At 37.7% G+C, this 20,209-nt stretch carries 24 protein-coding genes; 8 read left to right on the top strand and 16 right to left on the bottom strand.

The genetic code is table 11. The annotated features are described in order from the left end of the window. Nucleotides 1–144: 144 nt before the first annotated feature. From ACX0HA_RS14200 to ACX0HA_RS14190, 3 genes are all read right to left on the bottom strand, one after another. Nucleotides 145–912 (bottom strand): SDR family oxidoreductase, encoded by a 768-nt coding sequence (locus ACX0HA_RS14200; protein WP_458845956.1) that lies wholly within the window; start codon nucleotides 910–912, stop codon nucleotides 145–147. Nucleotides 913–1,014: 102 nt separating this feature from the next. After that, nucleotides 1,015–1,785: a helix-turn-helix domain-containing protein gene (locus tag ACX0HA_RS14195; protein WP_458845955.1), complete on the bottom strand. Its 771-nt coding sequence runs from the start codon at nucleotides 1,783–1,785 to the stop codon at nucleotides 1,015–1,017. 595 nt (nucleotides 1,786–2,380) lie between these two features. After that, a complete protein-coding gene (locus ACX0HA_RS14190; protein WP_458845954.1) occupies nucleotides 2,381–3,232 on the bottom strand; it encodes a hypothetical protein in 852 nt (283 codons plus the stop codon). A gap of 217 nt (nucleotides 3,233–3,449) precedes the next feature. Between ACX0HA_RS14190 and ACX0HA_RS14185 the strand changes: the two genes are divergently transcribed. From ACX0HA_RS14185 to ACX0HA_RS14175, 3 genes are all read left to right on the top strand, one after another. After that, complete coding sequence (locus ACX0HA_RS14185; protein ID WP_458845953.1) at nucleotides 3,450–5,426, top strand: alpha-ketoacid dehydrogenase subunit alpha/beta; 1,977 nt, start codon at nucleotides 3,450–3,452, stop codon at nucleotides 5,424–5,426. Nucleotides 5,427–5,650: 224 nt separating this feature from the next. Further along, entirely contained in the window at nucleotides 5,651–6,070 is a 420-nt protein-coding gene (locus tag ACX0HA_RS14180; protein ID WP_458845952.1) for an NUDIX domain-containing protein, read from the top strand. Next, nucleotides 6,067–6,459 (top strand): acyl-CoA thioesterase, encoded by a 393-nt coding sequence (locus ACX0HA_RS14175; RefSeq protein ID WP_458845951.1) that lies wholly within the window; start codon nucleotides 6,067–6,069, stop codon nucleotides 6,457–6,459. The genes ACX0HA_RS14180 and ACX0HA_RS14175 overlap by 4 nt, the downstream gene beginning before the upstream one ends. On the opposite strand, the gene ACX0HA_RS14170 is transcribed toward ACX0HA_RS14175, so the two are convergent. The 3 genes from ACX0HA_RS14170 to ACX0HA_RS14160 form a co-directional block, all read right to left on the bottom strand. After that, a complete protein-coding gene (locus ACX0HA_RS14170; RefSeq protein ID WP_458845950.1) occupies nucleotides 6,456–7,700 on the bottom strand; it encodes a mechanosensitive ion channel family protein in 1,245 nt (414 codons plus the stop codon). The two genes, ACX0HA_RS14175 and ACX0HA_RS14170, sit on opposite strands and share 4 nt — an antisense overlap. Then, nucleotides 7,700–7,999: a DUF3817 domain-containing protein gene (locus tag ACX0HA_RS14165; RefSeq protein WP_458845949.1), complete on the bottom strand. Its 300-nt coding sequence runs from the start codon at nucleotides 7,997–7,999 to the stop codon at nucleotides 7,700–7,702. Before ACX0HA_RS14165 ends, ACX0HA_RS14170 begins: the two co-directional genes overlap by 1 nt. A 143-nt stretch (nucleotides 8,000–8,142) precedes the next feature. Beyond that, entirely contained in the window at nucleotides 8,143–8,514 is a 372-nt protein-coding gene (locus ACX0HA_RS14160; RefSeq protein ID WP_458845948.1) for a hypothetical protein, read from the bottom strand. Nucleotides 8,515–8,638: 124 nt separating this feature from the next. On the opposite strand from ACX0HA_RS14160, the gene ACX0HA_RS14155 reads away from it, so the two are divergent. Beyond that, a complete protein-coding gene (locus tag ACX0HA_RS14155) occupies nucleotides 8,639–9,151 on the top strand; it encodes a DUF6155 family protein (protein ID WP_458845947.1) in 513 nt (170 codons plus the stop codon). On the opposite strand, the gene nfi is transcribed toward ACX0HA_RS14155, so the two are convergent. Further along, nucleotides 9,152–9,868: a deoxyribonuclease V gene (gene nfi / locus ACX0HA_RS14150; RefSeq protein ID WP_458845946.1), complete on the bottom strand. Its 717-nt coding sequence runs from the start codon at nucleotides 9,866–9,868 to the stop codon at nucleotides 9,152–9,154. Nucleotides 9,869–10,027: 159 nt separating this feature from the next. Between nfi and ACX0HA_RS14145 the strand changes: the two genes are divergently transcribed. After that, the gene (locus tag ACX0HA_RS14145; RefSeq protein WP_458846003.1) at nucleotides 10,028–11,584 is read left to right on the top strand and encodes a DEAD/DEAH box helicase; all 1,557 of its coding nucleotides are present in this window, start codon (nucleotides 10,028–10,030) and stop codon (nucleotides 11,582–11,584) included. Here ACX0HA_RS14145 and ACX0HA_RS14140 read toward each other — a convergent pair. Further along, nucleotides 11,570–12,796 (bottom strand): DUF763 domain-containing protein, encoded by a 1,227-nt coding sequence (locus tag ACX0HA_RS14140; RefSeq protein ID WP_458846002.1) that lies wholly within the window; start codon nucleotides 12,794–12,796, stop codon nucleotides 11,570–11,572. The genes ACX0HA_RS14145 and ACX0HA_RS14140 overlap by 15 nt on opposite strands. Before the next feature lie 179 nt (nucleotides 12,797–12,975). Between ACX0HA_RS14140 and ACX0HA_RS14135 the strand changes: the two genes are divergently transcribed. The 3 genes from ACX0HA_RS14135 to ACX0HA_RS14125 all read left to right on the top strand — a co-directional run bounded on the left by ACX0HA_RS14135 (nucleotide 12,976) and on the right by ACX0HA_RS14125 (nucleotide 14,555). After that, the gene (locus tag ACX0HA_RS14135) at nucleotides 12,976–13,170 is read left to right on the top strand and encodes a hypothetical protein (protein ID WP_458845945.1); all 195 of its coding nucleotides are present in this window, start codon (nucleotides 12,976–12,978) and stop codon (nucleotides 13,168–13,170) included. A gap of 11 nt (nucleotides 13,171–13,181) precedes the next feature. Next, nucleotides 13,182–13,547: a hypothetical protein gene (locus ACX0HA_RS14130; protein ID WP_458845944.1), complete on the top strand. Its 366-nt coding sequence runs from the start codon at nucleotides 13,182–13,184 to the stop codon at nucleotides 13,545–13,547. Nucleotides 13,548–13,613: 66 nt separating this feature from the next. Further along, nucleotides 13,614–14,555: a cation diffusion facilitator family transporter gene (locus tag ACX0HA_RS14125; protein WP_458845943.1), complete on the top strand. Its 942-nt coding sequence runs from the start codon at nucleotides 13,614–13,616 to the stop codon at nucleotides 14,553–14,555. A 7-nt stretch (nucleotides 14,556–14,562) separates the two neighbouring features. Here the strand turns inward: ACX0HA_RS14125 and ACX0HA_RS14120 are convergent, their stop codons facing one another. From ACX0HA_RS14120 to ACX0HA_RS14085, 8 genes are all read right to left on the bottom strand, one after another. Continuing rightward, nucleotides 14,563–15,864 (bottom strand): GAF domain-containing sensor histidine kinase, encoded by a 1,302-nt coding sequence (locus tag ACX0HA_RS14120; RefSeq protein WP_458845942.1) that lies wholly within the window; start codon nucleotides 15,862–15,864, stop codon nucleotides 14,563–14,565. Nucleotides 15,865–16,276: 412 nt separating this feature from the next. Then, nucleotides 16,277–16,426 (bottom strand): transposase, encoded by a 150-nt coding sequence (locus ACX0HA_RS14115; protein WP_458845941.1) that lies wholly within the window; start codon nucleotides 16,424–16,426, stop codon nucleotides 16,277–16,279. Nucleotides 16,427–16,492: 66 nt separating this feature from the next. Then, on the bottom strand, nucleotides 16,493–17,269 hold the full coding sequence (locus tag ACX0HA_RS14110; protein WP_458845940.1) for a TerC family protein: 777 nt from the start codon (nucleotides 17,267–17,269) through the stop codon (nucleotides 16,493–16,495). A gap of 13 nt (nucleotides 17,270–17,282) precedes the next feature. Beyond that, a complete protein-coding gene (locus tag ACX0HA_RS14105; protein WP_458845939.1) occupies nucleotides 17,283–17,657 on the bottom strand; it encodes a DNA topoisomerase IV in 375 nt (124 codons plus the stop codon). Between the two features lies 1 nt (nucleotide 17,658). After that, nucleotides 17,659–17,877, bottom strand: a complete 219-nt coding sequence (locus tag ACX0HA_RS14100) for a DUF6095 family protein (RefSeq protein WP_458845938.1) — start codon at nucleotides 17,875–17,877, stop codon at nucleotides 17,659–17,661. After that, nucleotides 17,864–18,679 carry an N-acetylmuramic acid 6-phosphate etherase gene (murQ, locus tag ACX0HA_RS14095; RefSeq protein WP_458845937.1) on the bottom strand — a complete coding sequence of 272 codons (816 nt, stop codon included), beginning with the start codon at nucleotides 18,677–18,679 and terminating at the stop codon, nucleotides 17,864–17,866. The genes ACX0HA_RS14100 and murQ overlap by 14 nt, the downstream gene beginning before the upstream one ends. Before the next feature lie 11 nt (nucleotides 18,680–18,690). Then, nucleotides 18,691–19,419, bottom strand: coding sequence for a ZIP family metal transporter (locus tag ACX0HA_RS14090; RefSeq protein ID WP_458845936.1), 729 nt, complete (start codon nucleotides 19,417–19,419; stop codon nucleotides 18,691–18,693). Nucleotide 19,420: 1 nt separating this feature from the next. Beyond that, the gene (locus ACX0HA_RS14085; protein WP_458845935.1) at nucleotides 19,421–20,152 is read right to left on the bottom strand and encodes an SAM-dependent methyltransferase; all 732 of its coding nucleotides are present in this window, start codon (nucleotides 20,150–20,152) and stop codon (nucleotides 19,421–19,423) included. Nucleotides 20,153–20,209: the final 57 nt, after the last annotated feature.

The following is a 20,209-nucleotide window of genomic DNA, read 5'->3' as shown; positions in this document are numbered from 1 at the left end:
TGGAAGCAAAAATAACCATAAATTTTCATTCCGGGTTAAGGGAATGTTATGTTGCCTATCATTCTGACGAAGGAAGAATCTCAGGTTTTGAAAAGAGATTCTTCACTCCATTGCATTATGTTCAGAATGACAATATTTAATTGATTATATGAAGATACCTCCTGATGCTTCAATACGTTGTCCGTTAACCCATTTGGCATCATCGGTACATAAAAAAGCTACAACACCGCCAATGTCGTCAGCAAGGCCTACACGACCTAATGGAGTAATGCTTGAAAGGAAATCATTTATTTCTTTAGTGTCTCTCACACGGCCTCCGCCAAAATCGGTTGCAATTGGTCCGGGAGCAACTACATTAGCCCTGATTCTTCTTGATCCAAGTTCCCTGGCAAGGTAGCGGGTAAGTGACTCCACGGCTGATTTCATTGCGCCATAGGCTGATGATCCCGGTTGTGTAAAACGTGCCAGGCCTGATGAGATGTTTACGATACCGCCGCCATCATTCAGGTAGTTAAGTGCTTTTTGGGTAAGCATGTAGACACCTTTATAGTGGATGTTTATCATATCGTCAAGTTGCTCTTCGGTAGTTTCAGTAAACGGAGCGTAAAGCGCCGTACCCGCATTGTTGATAAGGAAATCGAAGTTAGGGCTTCCGGTGTGTTCTTTAAGGTGTGAGCCTACTTCGCTTAAGAAGCTGTCAAACTCAGAAATGTTTGCGGTGTTTAGCTGGTAAGCGATAGATTTTTGACCTAATGCCTGAATCTCTGCAACTACTTCATCGGCAGCAGCTTTATTACTGTTGTAAGTGAATATTACATCAATACCTTTTTTAGCCAATGCAATTGCCATATCCCTTCCAAGTCCGCGGCTCCCGCCGGTTACTAACGCGATCTTATTTTTTGTTGTTTCCATTTTATATAATTATTGTTATTAATTGATGGTACAAAATTCGGTAAGAAGGGGAGGTGGGTGTTTGCAAATTACAATCCCTGATTTGCAAAATTCAAATCTGACTTATATTCTATAAGCTAACGGAGCCATTTCTGTCTGTTTTTTAAAGAAGTTCGAAAAATGCGCGACTTCGTCAAATCCCAGGCTATAGGCGATTTCAGATACATTCCAGTCGGTTTGCTTGAGTAATATCTTAGCTTCCTGTATCATGCGTCCGGTAATGATCTCAGTTGTGGTCTTGCCTGTATTTTCCTTAAGTACCTTATTAAGATGGTTTACATGCACAGCCAGCCTGTCGGCATATTCTTTAGCAGAACGCAGTATAAGCTTTTGGGAAGTCGATTCAATAGGGAACTGACGTTCCAATAATTCGATAAACAATGCTATAATGCGTTGCGAAGCATTGTGTGCTGACTGTATGGTAGTTGCAGGTTGCAGTTTTTGTCCATAGTGTATGAGTTCCAGAACATAATTGCGTAGCAGATCATATTTGAATTCGTAATCCGAAGCGATCTCTTTCTTCATTTTTTTGAAGGTAAGCTCAATCTCATCAGCTTTTTCGTCAGATATTTCAAAAACGGGATAACCACCCGACCTGAAAATAGGAAGCTCGTCAAGCATCACGCCGCTTTTGTTCTTTACCATGAAATCATCAGTGAAAACAATAAACGAACCTGACTGATTCTCATCTTGTGGTACCCAATGGTACGGAACCTTAGGGGTAGCAAACAATAATGCATTCTTCTGTACATCAATAACCTTATCGGCATATTCAGCGCGGTTCTTACCACGGATAAGGCTTATTTTGTAATAGGCCCTGCGGTTGTAAGGCATCTGGTTCTTACGCTTTACCTCACGGATAGTATCGGCAATATCGAATATATTAAAGTGTCCGATCTCTTTGTTTATACCTGGTGGTAATAAAGTGTTTATTTCCCTTCCGGTAAAATGGCGGCCTCTTTATAGAAATCCTCAAGGGTTTTGTTTTCAATATTCATAACTTTGAATTTTGTTGCAAAATTCAAAGGTAGGGAAATAATTTATAGAGATTGCAAATCCGCGCCCCTGGTGAATCAGTGTCATGCTGATAAAGGAAGCATCTCTTTTAGATCATATTGCTACCATTCGCATTAAATCTCTCATAAGGAAGAAAAGAAAAAGAATCAAACTCAAAAAAAATCTCCCTCCTTGCTTTATAACTTTAGATATTTATAGATTTATGGAAGAGCTTTTTAGGGTTTGTTTATAGTATATCTTTATATATAGTATTTATATAGGTCGTGATGGTCTTGAAAAGTAGTAGAAAACTAGTATGAATCAATTAAAACTCATGCCTGTAGTAATGGTTGTGAAATGGTTGTGAAATGGTTGTGATTTCTTTGCCGGCACGGATTACAAATCCGAGTTATCTAGTTTGTTGTCGCAAACGTTAGAATTTTCTATATATCCCTTGTTTTATTAATAAGTCTACTGCTATTTCATAATTTATTCCAGTGAGAAGCCCAAAATCTTTTTTGTTAAAATCGTAAACGTAAAATTGTGAAAGTGTATATTTTTTTCCATCTGAATTTTTAAATGTTCCACATAAATAAATATATATGGCATCAACCTGATTATATGGGTACTTGATTTTTTCGGTATATTCTGTGTTATAATCTAAATCTGCATCTTTACCCAAGAATTGATATGGGGTGCGATTTAAAATGCTAATTTGTTTGTTTTTTTTACTAAGCAAGTAATATTTTAAATCTACATTTTTCGCTGGCGCAATACGATTTTCAATACGTACTTTAAAATGTGCCATATTTGCATAAATTGAATCTACACTGATGCCTTTATTTATAGCTATTTGAATTATTGGTTCAGGCTTATATCTTAAAGTGTCTCCTTTAGCTATTTTGACAATTTCATCTTTTGTAGCATCGTATTTTAAGCCATACTTAGCTAATGCTTCAGCTGTTTCTCTTTGGTTTTCACCAAGTTTATCAATATAATCTTTTCCGGCATTCACTATAGCCTTCTCATGTCTAATGTCTCTATCTAATAAATCATTTTTTAGTTTTTGGTCTTTATTGTCTGATTCGTTTTCTGAAATGATAAAGAGAGTTATTGTGCACAATACTGAAAATAGACTTAGTGTTACTATGACCCATCCTCTCCAAGTTAATATTTTATAATATGGTCTTCTTCGTAAATCTGATATTTTTCCTGTCAAAGGCATTATTCCACATATGAGCTGAAAAAAACCAACAAGTATTGTTAATATTAATGTCCATTTCATATAATAAGGATTTTAAACAAATTTATTTATAATATTTAAAGTGTGTATGGTTATTTTTTAACATAAAAGAATAGTTTTAAACAAGAGAAATTTCTTTAGGATAAAACAGCATACCTCGCATAGTTTTATTATTAAAAAATAAATTTTCCTAACATTTTATTTACCTACTGTTATTTTATTACTTTTGGAATCGTTTAATGATTATTCAAAAATCAACATGAATTTCGATAGAAAACAATTAACCAACGAACAATTACTCGATTTATATAAGAAATTAATAAAGCCAAGGCTGATAGAGGAGAAGATGCTTATCCTAATCCGTCAGGGTAAAGTATCCAAATGGTTCTCGGGTATTGGCCAGGAGGCTATCTCTGTGGGTGTTACCGCAGTTTTGGATAAAGACGAATATATCCTTCCTATGCACCGTAACCTTGGTGTGTTCACAGGCCGCGATATTCCGTTATACCGCCTGTTCTCACAATGGCAGGGCAAGGCTAACGGCTTTACCAAGGGCCGTGACCGTTCTTTCCACTTCGGTACGCAGGAATACAAGATCATTGGTATGATATCACACCTTGGTCCGCAATTAGGTGTGGCCGATGGTATCGCACTGGCACACAAGCTAAGGGATGAAAAGAAAGTAACTGCTGTATTTACAGGAGAGGGTGCTACTTCTGAAGGTGATTTCCATGAAGCGCTTAATATTGCTGCTGTATGGGAGCTCCCGGTGCTGTTTATCGTTGAGAATAATGGCTACGGACTTTCTACACCAACCAATGAGCAATACCGTTGCGAGAATATCGCCGATAAAGGTGTTGGTTTCGGAATGGAATCGCATATCATTGATGGTAACAACATTCTTGAGGTATTTACCAAGCTTACTGATATTGTAGCTTCACTGCGTGAGAATCCACGTCCGGTATTGTTAGAATTCAAAACCTTCAGGATGCGCGGACATGAAGAGGCGAGTGGTACAAAATATGTTCCACAGGAGCTGATGGACATGTGGGCTATCAAAGATCCGGTAGATAACTACAGGAAATATCTTAAGGAAGAAGGTGTGCTTACAGAAGAAGCAGATGAAGCTTTAAGGGCTGAACTTAAGAAAGAAATCGACGAGAATTATCAAAAAGCTTCTGCTGAACCTGCTATCGAAGCAAGTTTAAGTGAAGAGTTAAATGATGTATACAAACCATATGAATTTGAGGAAGTTGCTTCAAATGATGATAAGGAAAACGTTCGTATGATCGATGCTATTGCGCAGGGACTTAGGCAATCTATGAACCGCCACGAGAACCTTGTGATAATGGGTCAGGATATTGCCGAATATGGCGGGGCTTTCAAGATTACCGATGGCTTTGTTGCTGAGTTCGGTAAAGACCGTGTACGTAATACACCAATCTGTGAATCGGCTGTTGTATCTGCGGGTATGGGGCTTTCCATCAATGGATATAAATCGGTTATTGAGATGCAGTTTGCCGATTTCGTATCGACGGGCTTTAATCCAATTGTTAACTATTTGGCTAAAGTACACTACCGTTGGCAGGAAAACGCCGATGTAGTAGTGCGCATGCCTTGTGGGGCAGGAGTACAGGCAGGGCCTTTCCATTCACAGACAAATGAGGCTTGGTTTACCAAAACTCCGGGGCTTAAAGTTGTTTACCCTGCATTCCCTTATGATGCAAAAGGGCTTTTGGCAACTGCCATCAACGACCCGAATCCGGTAATGTTCTTTGAGCATAAAGCACTATACAGGAGCATTTACCAGGATGTGCCTAAGGATTATTACACGATTCCTTTCGGTAAGGCAGCAATGCTTAAAGAAGGTGGCGACGTAACGGTTATTACATTTGGTGCAGGTGTTCACTGGGCGCTTGAAACATTAGACAAAAATCCTGATATCAAAGCCGACCTGATCGATCTTAGATCGCTTCAGCCGCTTGATACAGAAGCGATATATAAATCGGTTAAGAAGACAGGAAAAGTGATCATACTTCAGGAGGATAGTTTGTTTGGCGGAATTGCCAGTGATATCTCTTCGATAATCATGGAGAACTGCTTCGAGCATCTTGATGGCCCTGTAAAACGTGTAGGAAGCCTTGAGAGTGCTATTCCGTTTACTAAAGCACTGGAAGACCAATACCTGCCTAAAGCGCGTTTTGAAACAGCACTTCAGGAGCTATTGGCTTACTAGAGAGTTGCAGAGCTTCAAAGTAACAGAGTTTTTAGTTTCTTAATATATTATCAGAGTTCCAAAGTAACAGAGTTTAAGACTTTGCTGCTTTGGAACTCTGTTACTTTGTGACTATTTCAAAACTTTGTCACTTTGCAACTTTGCTGCTTTATATCTATCATATCATAAATAAAATCACTGAAAAATTGCCATAAAGGAGGTCGGGTTTTTCTTAACTTTGAGGTATGAGAACATCAAAGATATTTGTAACGGTCGATGCTGTTATATTCAGGAAAAAAGCTGACGGAAAAGAGTTGCTTCTTATCAAAAGAAAGAATGATCCTTTTAAAGGTAAATGGGCTTTACCGGGTGGTTTTGTAGATGAAGGCGAGGATCTTGCTGATGCGGCTAAACGCGAATTACAGGAAGAAACCGGACTTGTGGTTGAAGGCCTCAAACAGCTTGGTGCATTTGGCAAACCCGGTCGTGACCCGAGAAGCCATACGGTTTCAGTTGCTTATACAGGTTTCGCTTCTGATGATGCCGAAGTTGTTGGTGCTGATGATGCTGATGAAGCAAAATGGTTTCCAGTTTTGGATTTACCTGAATTAGCATTTGATCATTCCGATATCATAAAATTAGCTTTAGAAAAACACAAGTTATGAGATTTCACACAAGAAAATGGGTAAAACCCGAAGACCTTAATCCTAACGGAACTTTATTTGGAGGTAAGCTGCTAGCCTGGATTGACGAAGAAGCAGCATTATATTCTATCATACAGTTGGAAAACCAAAGAGTGGTTACCAAACATATGTCGGAAATAAACTTTATGAGCTCTGCCAAACAGGGAGATATCGTAGAAATAGGTATTGATGTGGTGCGCTTTGGTTCGACTTCGCTAGTGCTTAAATCAGAAGTGCGTAACAAAATGACACAGGAGAAGATCATTACTGTAGATAACATAACGATGGTGAACCTTGATAGTTTCGGCCGTCCTTCGGCTCACGGAAAAACGAAGATCGAGTACGTAAAAGATAGGATCCTTAAGCCTTAATTGTCGATATATCCTTTGCCGGAAGGCAATTCAAATATTTCAAGGTCAAAATAAGCCACTGAAGCGATGATATGGTCGAAAATGTCAGCCATTATGTATTCGTGGTTTATCCAGCGCTTATCGGATGTAAACAGGTAAATTTCGATAGGAATACCTTTCTCGGTAGGCTGCAGGTGGCGGCACATGATGGTCATTTCCTTATTAGCACCCGGATGTGTCTCAATATAATTATTGATGTACTTCCTGAAAATACCAAGATTGGTCAGGTTACGACCGTTAATCGACAGTGATTTATCAATACCATTTAGGTCGTTATATTTGTCAATATCATGCTGTCTTTGGTCAATATAAGCAGAAACCAAATGTATCTTTTTGAATTCTGCCAATTCGTCTTTATGAACGAAACGTACAGTATTCGCCTTGATAAGAATGTGTCTCTTGATCCTCCTGCCTGGAGAAGTCTGCATTCCGCGCCAGTTTTTAAACGAATCAGAGATAAGGCTGTAGGTAGGAATAGTGGTTGTTGTATTGTCAAAATTTTTAACCTTAACCGTGGCAAGGTTAATCTCAATAACATCGCCATCGGCACCAAATTTCTCTATGGTGATCCAGTCGCCTATACGTACAATGTCATTGATGGTAACCTGAATACTGGCTACAATACCAAGTATAGTGTCTTTGAAAATAATAATAACAACAGCTGAAATAGCTCCAAAAGTTCCTAATAGCACTCTGAACTCAAGATCAAAGAGCATAAGAATAATGGTTGTTATGCCAAAAATCCATAACATTAACATTACAACCTGTACGTAGCTGTCAATAGGCTTATCGTTATAATCCGGTTTCTGCTTGAGGTAATCGCCCCATGCATTAAAGATACTTCGGGCAATCCAGAGGCTGATAAGGATAATAAAGGAACTGATACCCTTGGAGAATATATATTCCCAGTAGGTAAAATCTTTTAAAGCAATTGGAGCCGTTTTATAAATGAAATAAAGCGGTATTAAATGGGCAATGAACTTTGAGGTTTTGTTCCTGACTAAAAAATCGTCAAAAGAGGTTTTGGTGCTTCTTGCTAAAATGATAAAGCCAATTACAAACACCCTCTTGGCAACTTTGTCAATTACATACGCCAGGACACCAATGATAAGAATGTTTACTATCAGGTTGATGTATATAGCCGTAATATGGCCAAGGCCAATGCTCTTCAGTAAGTTATATGCCCAGTTAAATATGTCCATTATATCTTTTCAGAATCGTTTTCGGTATTCCTTAAGTATTTATATTCCATGTAAAAAGTACCAAATGGCGGAATTGAAGCCAGGCAGATGATGATGTATTTTTTCCATGACCATCCAAGCTCAAATTTAAGCATGGTAGCAATAATAATATAAACGGTGAACAAAAGTCCGTGAACCATTCCTGCTACGCGTACATATTCGGGCATATCCCAAATATATTTAAGCGGCATGGCGATAAAGAATAATACAAGTGCAGATATACCTTCTAGGGTAGCAATAATTTTAAATAAACGTGTCATACGTGGAGGATAATTTTAATGAATACAAATGTAGGACATACGTCTTTGGCAGAAAAACAAAAAATTAGGTAATTCAGCTTTATAACAATAAAAAAGCCGTTTGTTTCCAAACAGCTTTAAATTATATAACCAAAGATTTTTATTTAGAATGCTAAAAAAGCTTTGTTGTATTCTCTTAGGTCAAGAAGATTGTTCTTTTTAGTCAGGTCACTGAATAACGAAATAAGGTATTCAAGGCTCTCCATGTTGTTTTCGCTGCTGCTTTCAGAATCAGTTACTAATTCTGTTTCTTCATCCACAGGTTCATCATCAGGGATAGGGATAAGGAAAGCTCCATTAGCCTCCAGGTGCTCATAAGTAAGACGTAATGCCTTCGTAAGTACCGGATTTTGCTCTTCAAGGGAATATTCGCGTAATTTTTTCAGATCTGCAATTAGAGTTTCTGCTTCAAAACCTTTTTTAAAAAGGTCCAGCTGTATTTTGTTGATCAGTTTTTGTGCGCTCGGATTTTCCACAGTAAAAGTTGTTTAGTTTTGACTTTGTTTAAAGGATTGCAAAAATACTACTTTATATAGTTTTTCCGCATTCTTTTTTACATTTTATTGCTGATGGCAAAATTAAGGCTTATTTTTGAATACCATGAGTAAACGCGACCTAAAAAAGTACCTGGCATCACTGCCTAAAGAGGAATTGGAAGAGCAGCTTCTTTCATTGTACGAAAAATTCGGCGAGGTAAAAGCCTATTATGACTTTGTTTTTAATCCGAAAGAAGATAAGCTTGAACAGGAAGCTAAGGTTAAGATCGCGAATGAATACTTCCCTATAAAAGGTAAGCGCCCAAAACTTCGCCGATCTACCGCGCAGAAATATATTAAACACTTCCTTACCATTGGGGTGGATCCCTATGTGGTGGCTGATGTTATGCTATTCAATATTGAAACAGCACAAAAATATTCCGGTAAGCGTGAATTGAGTTATGCTTCCTTTTATAAAAGTATGCTGAATTCATATAAACAGGTAGTGGAATATGTCGCGGCTAACGGTATGGCACCTAACTTTAGTGAACGCATTGCTGCCATCAAAAATGAGGCTTTCAGGCAATACTGGGAAAACCGTAAGGAGTTTGAAAGAATTCATGATAATTTTGAATAGCTAAAATCCCGTAAAAAGATCGGGCTGTACGTCAAGAGTATGAAAACCTTCTTTTAACTTACCAACTCTAAAGAGATTTACCTTTTCGTGCGCATATCGTGTTGGTTCAGGTATTCGGTGTTTGAGAATACATGGTTTCATGAATTCCACGCTATCTTCAACAGATACTTTATGCCCCGGAGAAATATACACAGGTTTCACATTGTCTTTGGTGCGAACTGCATAGCCCATGTGCTCATTCTGACTTATTATTGGGCTGGTGCTGAATTTTTGCAGTCCAAGAGGCTTGTAATTACCGTATAACATATTTTTGGCGCAGCCAATAGCAGGATGATTTGCAAGTACTCCAAAATGTGATGCAATACCCATTCTCCTTGGGTGTGTAACTCCCTGACCGTCCAATATCATCAGGTCGGGTTTTTGTGGGAGCTGTTCCCAGGCCTGAAGCAATGCAGGGACTTCTCTGAATCCTAAATAGCCCGGGACATAGGGGAAAATAGTTTTTGCAATAACAAGTGAATAGGATAGTAGCTGCATTTGCGGATAGCTCAAAACCACAATGCCAGCATAAACAATGTCGGTGTCTTTATTATGTGAAATATCCCCACCCGCAATAGTTGTAATATTCTTGTTTTCAGTAATCAATGAAACGCTGTTGCGAAGCCGGTTCTGAATTTCAGTCGCTTCAGTAAGCGAAATACTGTCATAGTTAAGCATAGTTCTTTTCCTTGTATCTCAAATTTAATCATTAAAGCCTTGATTCTGTGGTAGCTTTTCCTAATGTTTCATTAAATTTCTATTAAGTTGTGAGAATTATGATTTTCTATACAAATAAATGTGAGTAAATACCATATTTTTGGCGATTATCATACCTACATGGAAAGAGAAGAAAATGTTGAGGACAGGAAAGAGCTGTACCATTACCAACAAGAGGATATAGACGCTATATTTGAGAGATTTGAGGGCAAGCCCAATAACTTTCATTTGCTTTACCAACTCCCTACAGGAGGTGGTAAAACCGTTATATTTTCTGAAATTGCACGCCGTTACATAGAAAAATACCATCGTAAGGTCCTTGTGCTTACCCATAGAATAGAGTTAAGCAAGCAGACTTCACAAATGCTTAAAAGCTTTGGCGTAAAGAATACTGTTATTGACAGTAATGTAAAAGACCTGCCAGAGAATAATGACTATTCTTGTTATGTGGCAATGGTTGAAACCCTGAACAACCGCCTTAAGGATAAAAAATTCCACATGGATTACGTGGGGCTTGTCATTGTAGATGAGGCACATTATAATTCATTCCGAAAGCTATTTACCTATTTTAAGAATTCAGTTTTTTTGGGGGTTACGGCAACTCCTCTAAGTTCGAACATTGATTTACCGATGTATGAAACCTATGGCGAGCTTATTGTTGGTGAACCTATACAGTCGCTTATCAGTAAAGGGTTTTTGGCAAAAGCCCAGATGTTTGGTTACGATGTCGAGTTGACTTCCCTAAAACTTGGAATTAACGGAGATTATACGGTAAGTTCTTCTGATGAGCTGTACTCACGTTCGGCTATGCAGGATTTGTTATTGCAATCTTATGTTTCAAGGGCTCAGGGAAAAAAGACGCTGATCTTTAATAATGGTATCAATACTTCATTATACGTATATGAAACTTTTAAGGCAGCAGGGCTTCCGATAAAACACCTAGATAATAAAACACCTGAGATTGAACGTAAAAAGATATTGACTTGGTTTAAAAAAACACCGGATGCAATTTTAACTTCAGTTTCCATTCTTACTACGGGTTTTGATGAGCCTACTGTAGAAGCTATTATACTTAACAGGGCAACCCGTTCGCTTACGCTGTATTTCCAGATGATAGGGCGTGGGTCACGTAAACTGCCTCACAAAGATATTTTTACGGTTATTGACCTTGGTAATAATGCCCAACGCTTTGGTTTATGGAGCGATCCTATAGACTGGCAGTATATTTTTAAGCATCCGGAACAATTTCTTGAGAATATCAGGACTGATGCTGAAATAGAGAGTTATCATAGCTATAGTATGCCTGATGAAGTACGTGCCAAATTTGAAAAGACACTAGACATATCTTTTAATGTAGAAGAAGAATTTCGTCTTGCGGCAGAGGAAAGGCATAAGCCAAAAGTTGTTATTGATAAGTCCATAAGGCAGCATGCCATGATGTGTATTGAAAATGCCGAAAGTATTCCCGAAGCCCGTAAACTGGCTAAATTACTGGATCCTGATATTGAATATAGGGTAAAGCAATATGCTAAACTATTAGCCAAAACAACTAAAAATTATCGCGAGTGGCTTATCGAAGATTATAAGAACAGGCTAAGCGTTTTTATTGGTCGTACATATAATAAATTTCATTCCGATGACGATGATGACGACACATTTGAGCTAAAAGAGCTTTAACTGATTGTCATTTCCTTTGTTTTTAGGAGGTTTTGCTTCGCTAAAAACTGTTCGCCCACCATATTTATAAGACTCATTGCGTTCTTTTTGAAGAAGGGCATCAAAGTTAGTGTTTGGTGTAAAATCTTTTTCGGCATTTCGGGATATCTCCGAAAGTTTTCTGATGGCATCCATTTTGTCAGAGTTACCAATTTTAGCTCTTTGAATAGCATTTTGAAGTGTGTTGATAGTTTCATCAAATACTTTTATCGGCACAGGAAACGGATGTCCGTCCTTGCCTCCATGAGCAAAAGAAAAACGTGCAGGATCGTCAAAACGGGTGGGAGTACCGTAAATTACCTCACTCACTAATGCTACCGATTGTATTGTTCTTGGCCCCATTCCCTTTAACATAAGCAGGCCCTCAAAATCTTCAGGTTTGTTTTCGTGGGCAACCCATAGCATAGCTCCAAGACGCTTCATGTTTACATCTTTCATCCTTACATCATGATGATTAGGCATAATAAGGTGATTTATTTCTTTAAGTATTTTTTCAGGATGCTCATTAACGATCAGCAGTGATTTTTCTCGTGTTTCTAACGCATCGGCTGCCGTCAGATTGAGTATTTTTCCTTGGTTTTGACCGTAAATAAAGGTATGTGGCTTATTAATGAAAGACTGCAGGTTTTCGGAATGCCAGTGATAACGGCGCGCTGTACCTGTAAGGTTGTTCATACCCTGTTGTATGACGCACCAATCTCCTTTGCTGTTTACAATAAAATTATGCTGATAAAGCTGAAACCCATCTTGTATTGCAGTATTATCTACTTTAGCAGTGAGCCTGCTAAAGCCTGCGAGTTCCATCCCATTCAGGCCTGTGCGTTCGCCAACAATAAGTAATTCTTCGGGCGTTTTAATTGAGTGTTTTCCTTTGCCGCCGCAAATATAGATTCCCAACTCTTTCGCATGCGGATTTACAGAACGTTTCAAAGCTCCGAGAACAGAAGTTGTAATCCCTGATGAATGCCAGTCCATTCCCATTACTGCACCAAAACTTTGAAACCAAAAAGGATTTGAAAGTTTACTTATGACCTCTGAAGTAGAAAACTCCATGGCAATTGTTTCCACTATGGCAAGCCCCAGCTTTGCCATTCTTTCGGAAAGCCAAAGCGGAACGTGGCCACCATGTGGAGTTGTAAAGCAAAGATAAACAGAATAACAGTTTGTGAGGATTGACTTGATTTATTTAACATCTGATTGATTCGTGTGATCAGTTATGTCACAGTTTCAGATGGTTATGTGTTATTAAAGAAATTGGCTATAATTTAATACTGCGTTATGGAAAAATTACAATTTAAGTGAGTAACTTAGGACTACTATTGAAACCATAATATCCTTAAAACATCATAATCATGGAGCGTATAATTACACATGTCGGAAGCGCAAATGAATATAACGCACTTTCTTATGAGAAGGCAGTTGCCGAATTTTCAACAGAAAAAGAGCAGACAGAAGATGTATCCTGTAGTTTACTACTGAAAAATCTTTTAATGAACAATCTGATGCTTCTCAAATTTAATGAGATAAGCACCATACTATTACTTTAATACTTTTGATTATGAAAAAAGAGCCAAATAAGGAAACAGAAAACAGGGAAAATGATGCGCATGCTGAAAAAAAAGCAACTACAGATCAGATTCCATATAATAACGATATTGACGATACAGATAAGTATCTTGCCATGGAGCAACAGGGTGTAAGATACACTAAGGAAAATGATCCCACTGCAAATTCTGATCAGACAGATTTTGGCAGCGAAAGCCGCAAAAAAGAATGGAACGATATGGGAGGAAATAGTAAAAATTCTGATGCGTTCAATCAGGATGATTATTTACTGGATGACAACCTCGACCTTGATGAAGACCAAAATCAATCCATTTCAAGTGATGATGATGATTTTGAAGAAACAAACGAACGCTATTAGTTTTTTACTACTATAATTTAAATCCCCGGTGTCGTAAGATATTGGGGATTTTTTTAAACACGACTTATGACGGGGAATTCAAAAATAGCCATATATGGAGCATTGGCAGCCAATATTGGAATTGCTGTCGTCAAGTTTATCGCTGCTTCAGTAACCGGTAGCTCTGCTATGATAAGCGAAGGGATACACAGTGCTGTTGATAGCGGTAATTCTCTATTGCTATTGCTTGGAATGAAGCGGAGCCAAAGGCCACCGGATCGTGGTCATCCTTTCGGACATGGAAAAGAGATCTATTTCTGGTCGCTTATAGTTGCTATTCTTGTGTTTTCACTTGGTGGCGGAATGTCTGTATATGAAGGTATCACCCACTTACGCCATCCTGTAGAATTGAAAGACCCTTTTTGGAATTACATAGTGCTGTTTGTTTCAATGGTATTTGAAGGGGCATCACTTTTATACGCTGTTCGCGAATTTAATAAAACCCGGGGAAATTTTAATTTTTGGAAGGAAGTCAGCATGAGTAAAGATCCGGGATTGTTTGCTGTTATTTACGAAGAAAGCGCTGCGATAATTGGTCTTACCGTTGCGTTGCTGGGAGTGTTTTTAGGACATTATTTTAATAATCCATTATATGATGCACTTGCATCGATGCTAATAGGTGTTGTATTGATATTCGTTGCAATAACAATGGTGAGGGAAAGCAAAGGATTACTGGTAGGAGAGAGTGCTAATTCAGAGATTGTTAAAGGTATTTACGACCTCGTAAATAAAGAACCAAGGGTGGAAACACTCTATTTTCCGCTTACGATGCATTTGGCACCTAATGAGATTCTGCTTGCTCTTGATGTCGAATTCAACAAGGACATGACTGTTGAAGAGCTTTTTGATACCGTAAATCAATTGGAAGAACAAATAAAAGTTGCTTTTCCCAATGTTAAGAAAATCTATATCGAAGCCAAGAATTTTGGAGGGCGTGAGCGTCCCTGGATGATTGATGCAGTGGATTAGATTGTAGCTAAGCCGGAATAAAAACATCAAATGCAGCACCTCTGCCTAATTCTCCCTGAGCAGAAATAAAGCCTTTATGGTTCTCAACAATACGTTTTACTATTGCCAGGCCTATACCTGTACCTTTGAATTGCGATTTGTCATTCAGCCGTTGGAAAAGCTCAAAAATACGCTCATTGTACTTTGGCTCAAATCCAATGCCATTGTCTTCAATATGGATATGACAATAGTCAGATTCCGGTTTAAGTCTGTCATCGTTAAAAAAGCTTCCTTTAACAATGTGACTATTAATGGTAATTACTAATGCCTTATCAGGATTAGAAAATTTAATTGAATTTGTAATAATGTTATAGAGCAACTGCCTGAATTGAAAGGGTATTATTTTTGCGTGGCACATTTCTGTGGCTTCAATACGCCCATTTTTTTCCTTTAGATCATCTGATACATCAATTATTATTTCATCAAGTATCAATTGTAGGTCCGTTTCTTCAATATTGCCTTCGGCGATGTTTGTTCGTGAATAGGCCAATAGATCATTGATAAGCGCCTGCATTCTTTCAGCCGCATTTTTCATGCGCTCAAAGTAGTCTTTTCCTTTATCTGATAATTTATCGACTTCAGTTTCGGCAATTATAGTGGCTATGGTCTGTATCTTTCTTAAGGGCTCCTGTAAGTCATGACTTGATATATAAGCAAACGCCTGCAGCTCTTTGTTCATTTTTTCAAGCGATTTGTTGGATTCTTTAATATCAAGTGTACGCTGTTCCACTTCCTTTTCAAGAATGTCTTTAAATGCTTTTTCTTTCTCAAGTTTTTTCTTAGTACTTCTTGCTTCTTCAATCGAATTGAGATGAAAAGAAATAAGGTCAGCAAAGAGATTGAACATACCGGTCACAGCAGGCGTATTTAAAATATTGGGGCTAGGATCGATTGCACAGAGTGTTCCGAAGAAGGTCCCATCCTTACGAATGATTGGTATGGAAATATAACTTTGAAAGCCATACATGGCCGGTGTATGATGATTGCGGAATTCTGGACTTTCCGAAACATGGTCAATAATTACGGCTTTTTGCGATTCCCTTATTTCATTGCAGATAGTAGTTTTTATTTCCAGTTCACTCCCTGGTACCATACCAAAATTAATATCATCGCGAACACTGCAGGTAATCCATCTGTCATCAGTTACTCTTGCAACTGCAGAAAATCCCATTCCTGTTGTTTGACAGATGACATTTAGCATTGTAGGTATGATAGAAATCTGCCCTATGTCATGTATATCCTGTTCGAAATTCTCTTCTGATACGGCCATTAAGTTGGTTTAAAGTTCTACTTTATAAAAATAAGCCTTTTTCTCAAATTGAGCTTTTCCGATTTGAAAACATTATGATTATTATAATAATTTACCAGAAATATTTTCACAATTAAATTAAGATATTGTATATCAGTTATTTGTGTTTTAAAAAACGTAAGAGCTGTCTATAGTATGTCTATACTCGAAATTTCTTTTAAATGCTAAGTAATACTATATTTGTAGGACAATTTTAACGAATCTCCTATTTTAAGATTCATTAAAATTTACTTCATAAGCCCCCGAATACCTATTATCATATTTTATTGGTTGCAGCTGCATTTTTAGTGCAGCTGCATTTTTTTATAGAGATAATTGTAAATATAAAAGAACTGTAAGTTTGATTTAGTCTTGGACGTAGGTCAACGTGAACCTATTTACTATAAAAGCCTATCCAATGCCTAAGATTGGATTTGGTAAAACCATGCTCATAAGCAACAGACTCTGCGCTGCAATGGTGCTTTAAAACTTCTTCAATACAACAAAGTTTAAACTCATAATTGTATTTGACTTTTCTTTCCATAAAAATATTCCCAATAGTGTCTAATTTTGGGGCAGTTCAATCCTTACGGAGCGTTTTTTTATATGCTTACTGATTACCTTTTCTCATTTTCATATTTATGAATTCAACTGCCAACGAAAAAGCTATTGCAAAGTAGAGATAGCCTTTAGGTACAGCCCCTACATGCTGCCCTGCGAGTTCAGCAGCTGAGAGATGCATACTTTCTGTTGTTAGCATAAAACCGATCAAAATCAGGAATGCCAGGCCGAGTACTTGTATCGATGGATTAGCATTTACAAAATTCCCTACCGGTACTGCAAAAAGCATCATAATACCTACAGAGATTACAACAGCTGTAATCATAATTGTTAGCGCTCCTTCAATACCATTTGTCATTCCTACAGCAGTAAGTATAGAATCTACAGAGAAAATGATGTCAATCATTAATATCTGAAATATAATCGAAGTGAACGATTTTTTAGCTGCTCCTCCAAGAGTCATTTCTTCTTGCCCTTTATGGTCTACTTTTTCATGTATTTCTTTCGTACTCTTATAAATAAGGAAAATACCTCCGGCAAGTAATATTACAGCCTGACCTGTAAAATCGGCTTTAAACCAGCCCCAGTCAACACTCAAAAAAGGCTCTTTCATTGCAATGAGCAAAGTGATACCAAACAAAAGGCCTATACGCATAAACATAGCAAGGAACAAACCTATTCGGGTTGCTTTTTTACGATCTTCAGGCGGAAGTTTTCCCGTAACGATTGATATGAATATGATATTATCAATACCCAATATGATCTCAAGAAAGGTAAGCGTAAGAAGCGCTACCCAGGCGCTCGGATTTAAAAAAACTTCAAACATATCTGATATAGTATTAGTTGAGTTTGGTTACAGTTCCTTTTTGCTTATTGGTATCTCCTACAATAGAAAACTCAAACGTATATGAATTCTCTTTTGTTGTTAAGATTTTCATTTGGATGGCTTTCTCTTCCAGCATGTTCTTAGGATGAAGTTTCTGTAAAATATATTCACAATCATTTACCCAGCGAACACTTGCAGTATCAGTTTTTCCATTGAACGTTTCTATTTGAAGATTTTCTGTACGTTCAAAAAAAGTTATCTCTTTTTTTCCGTTGATTTCATGTTCAAATCTAAACTTGCCTGTTTTAAAGTCTTTGCAATTGCGCTCCTGTTGATAACATGAACTTAATAATAACGCTACCAACAGTGCATAAATAATGTTTTTCATATTAGTCAAATAAGCTTTTCATGATTGTTTTGATGCCAAAAAACGCCAATAAAATACCAACAATACAGGTTATTATCCCTAATCCCAGTACTGGAATATACATCGGATGTTGCTGATTTTTAAATGAACTATGTATAACAACCGGTCCCAAAAAGAATAACGGCAGTGCACCGCTCAGGTATCTGATACCTTTCATTAAAATTCGTTTATCTGTTGACATATGCTTCTATTGCTTTTCTAACATTTTTATATTCCTCCAAAAGGGTAGATGCTACTTCCTGAGAAACATTTATCTCATCCATTATCATTCGTACACCTCGATCAACCAATTTGTGGTTGCTTAATTGCATGTCAACCATCTTATTACCTTTCACATGGCCTAATTGTATCATCGTTGCTGTAGATATCATATTCAGTACAAGCTTTTGTGCTGTTCCTGCTTTCATGCGTGAACTACCGGTTACAAATTCAGGCCCCGTAACAACTTCTATTGGGTATTGAGCAACATCGGCTAATGGACTTCCGCTGTTACACACTATGCATCCTGTGGTAATACCATTTTCATTGCATTTTTCAAGTCCTCCAATAACATATGGCGTTGTTCCTGATGCCGCTATACCTACAACAACATCTTTGCTGTTAATGTGATATTCTGAAAGATCCTTCCAAGCCTGTTGGTTATCGTCTTCGGCAAATTCAACTGCCCTGCGAATCGCAGTATCGCCCCCTGCAATAAGTCCTATTACAAGGTCGAATGATACTCCAAAAGTAGGAGGGCATTCCGATGCATCAACAATTCCAAGCCGGCCACTTGTTCCTGCACCAATATAAAAAAGACGTCCGCCCTCTTTAAGCTGGGAAACAGTTTTTTCTACAAGCTTTTCGATCTGAGGAAGCGCTTTTTCAATCGCTAAGGGTACAGATTTATCCTCGTTATTAATATTTTGAAGCAGTTCTGAAACTGGCATCTTTTCGAGATGATCGTATTTAGAGCTTTGTTCTGTGGTTCTGGTAAAAGACATGATTCTGACTTTTAGTTATATTCAAGAAAATAGGCCATTATAACTCCAAATATAATTACAATAAGCTTAGCAAGGTTAAATTTATGGCCTTCACTGCTTTCAAATATAATTGTAGAAGATATATGGAAAAGGATACCTACAACTACTGCTGATATCTCTGTGTAATAATGGCTGATAAATTCAAGCTGCCCTGACAACAGGGTTCCCAGTGGTGTCATTATCGCAAACGCAAGCATGAACAGCATTATAACAATTTTTTTAAGCCCGGAATTTATAAAGAAGGCCGTCAGGATTATAGCAATAGGAAAATGGTGTATAGCAATGCCCCATGCCATGCCATGATGATGACTTACCGGCATTCCTTCTAGTAAAGCATGTATGCAAAGACTCAAAAATAAGAGCCATGGCATTTTATGCAAATGATCACTACCGTGAACATGTACGTGACCATGCTCGGCACCTTTAGAGAAATATTCCAGTATTATCTGAAAGACAATACCGGCCATAATAAAGATTCCAATTGGATTACTGTGGCTATGCTCGTGGTCATGGTCATGACCTTCATGCAAATGCGCTGCACTTTCATAAACTTCAGGTAAAAGGTGCAAAACAGTAAGAGCTAAAAGAAAAGCTCCACTGAATGCAAGTAAAAGTTTAAGACTTTTTTTATTGGTAGGCTTCAATATCAATGCAAAAACATAGCCAAACACAACCGATAATAACGGTAATAGGTATATCATTTTATTTAAAGATCATGATTAAACGTTCTGATTCATTCTTGAAGAATTTCCTCAGCTTATAGTCACCAAACGTATCTAAAAGATAGATACCCGCTTCCTCCATCATCGTCTCAAAATCTTCAAGAGTAAGTGCTCTTACTTTCTCAGTAAAATGAAACTTTTGTCCTTTATCTTCAAAGTCAATTTCTTTGATAATGTGATTGTCTATGTAATAACGCTTTATATGAAAATCAATGCCATCAACAGTTTTAACTTCTTCGGGAATCAGGTTATTTATCACATGCTGCACATTCATGAAGTCAATCACGCCAAAACCATATTCAGTAAGGCTTTCGTGGATAGCTTTAAGGGTAACGAGATTGTCGCTGTCATTTTCAAAATAACCAAAGCTGGTAAAGAGGTTAAATATGGCATCAAATTTCTCTTCAAAAGATTCACGCATATCATGAACCACAAAGTGCAGTTTGTCGTTTGCAGATTTTGAAGCTTCATTTATACTGTTTTCGGAGAGGTCGGCACCGGTTACATCATACCCAAGCTGGCTAAGATAAATAGAATGCCTGCCTTTTCCACAGGCTAAATCAAGTATTTTGGCATCATCGGGCAGGTTTAGATATTGAGTAATATTATCCATGAAGAGTTGAGCCTCTTCGTAGTCACGATCCTTGTATAAAGTGTGGTAATAAGGTGTATCGAACCAGGATGCAAACCAGTTATTCGTTTCTTTTTGCATATTCATTGAATGTACCCGCAAAATTAGTTTATTTTTGCCAAGAATTTGATTCAGGCA

The organism is Flavobacterium hauense (genome assembly GCF_054457175.1).
The sequence above is the reverse complement of the archived record's forward strand: the minus strand, read 5'-3'. Positions and strand labels throughout refer to the sequence as shown.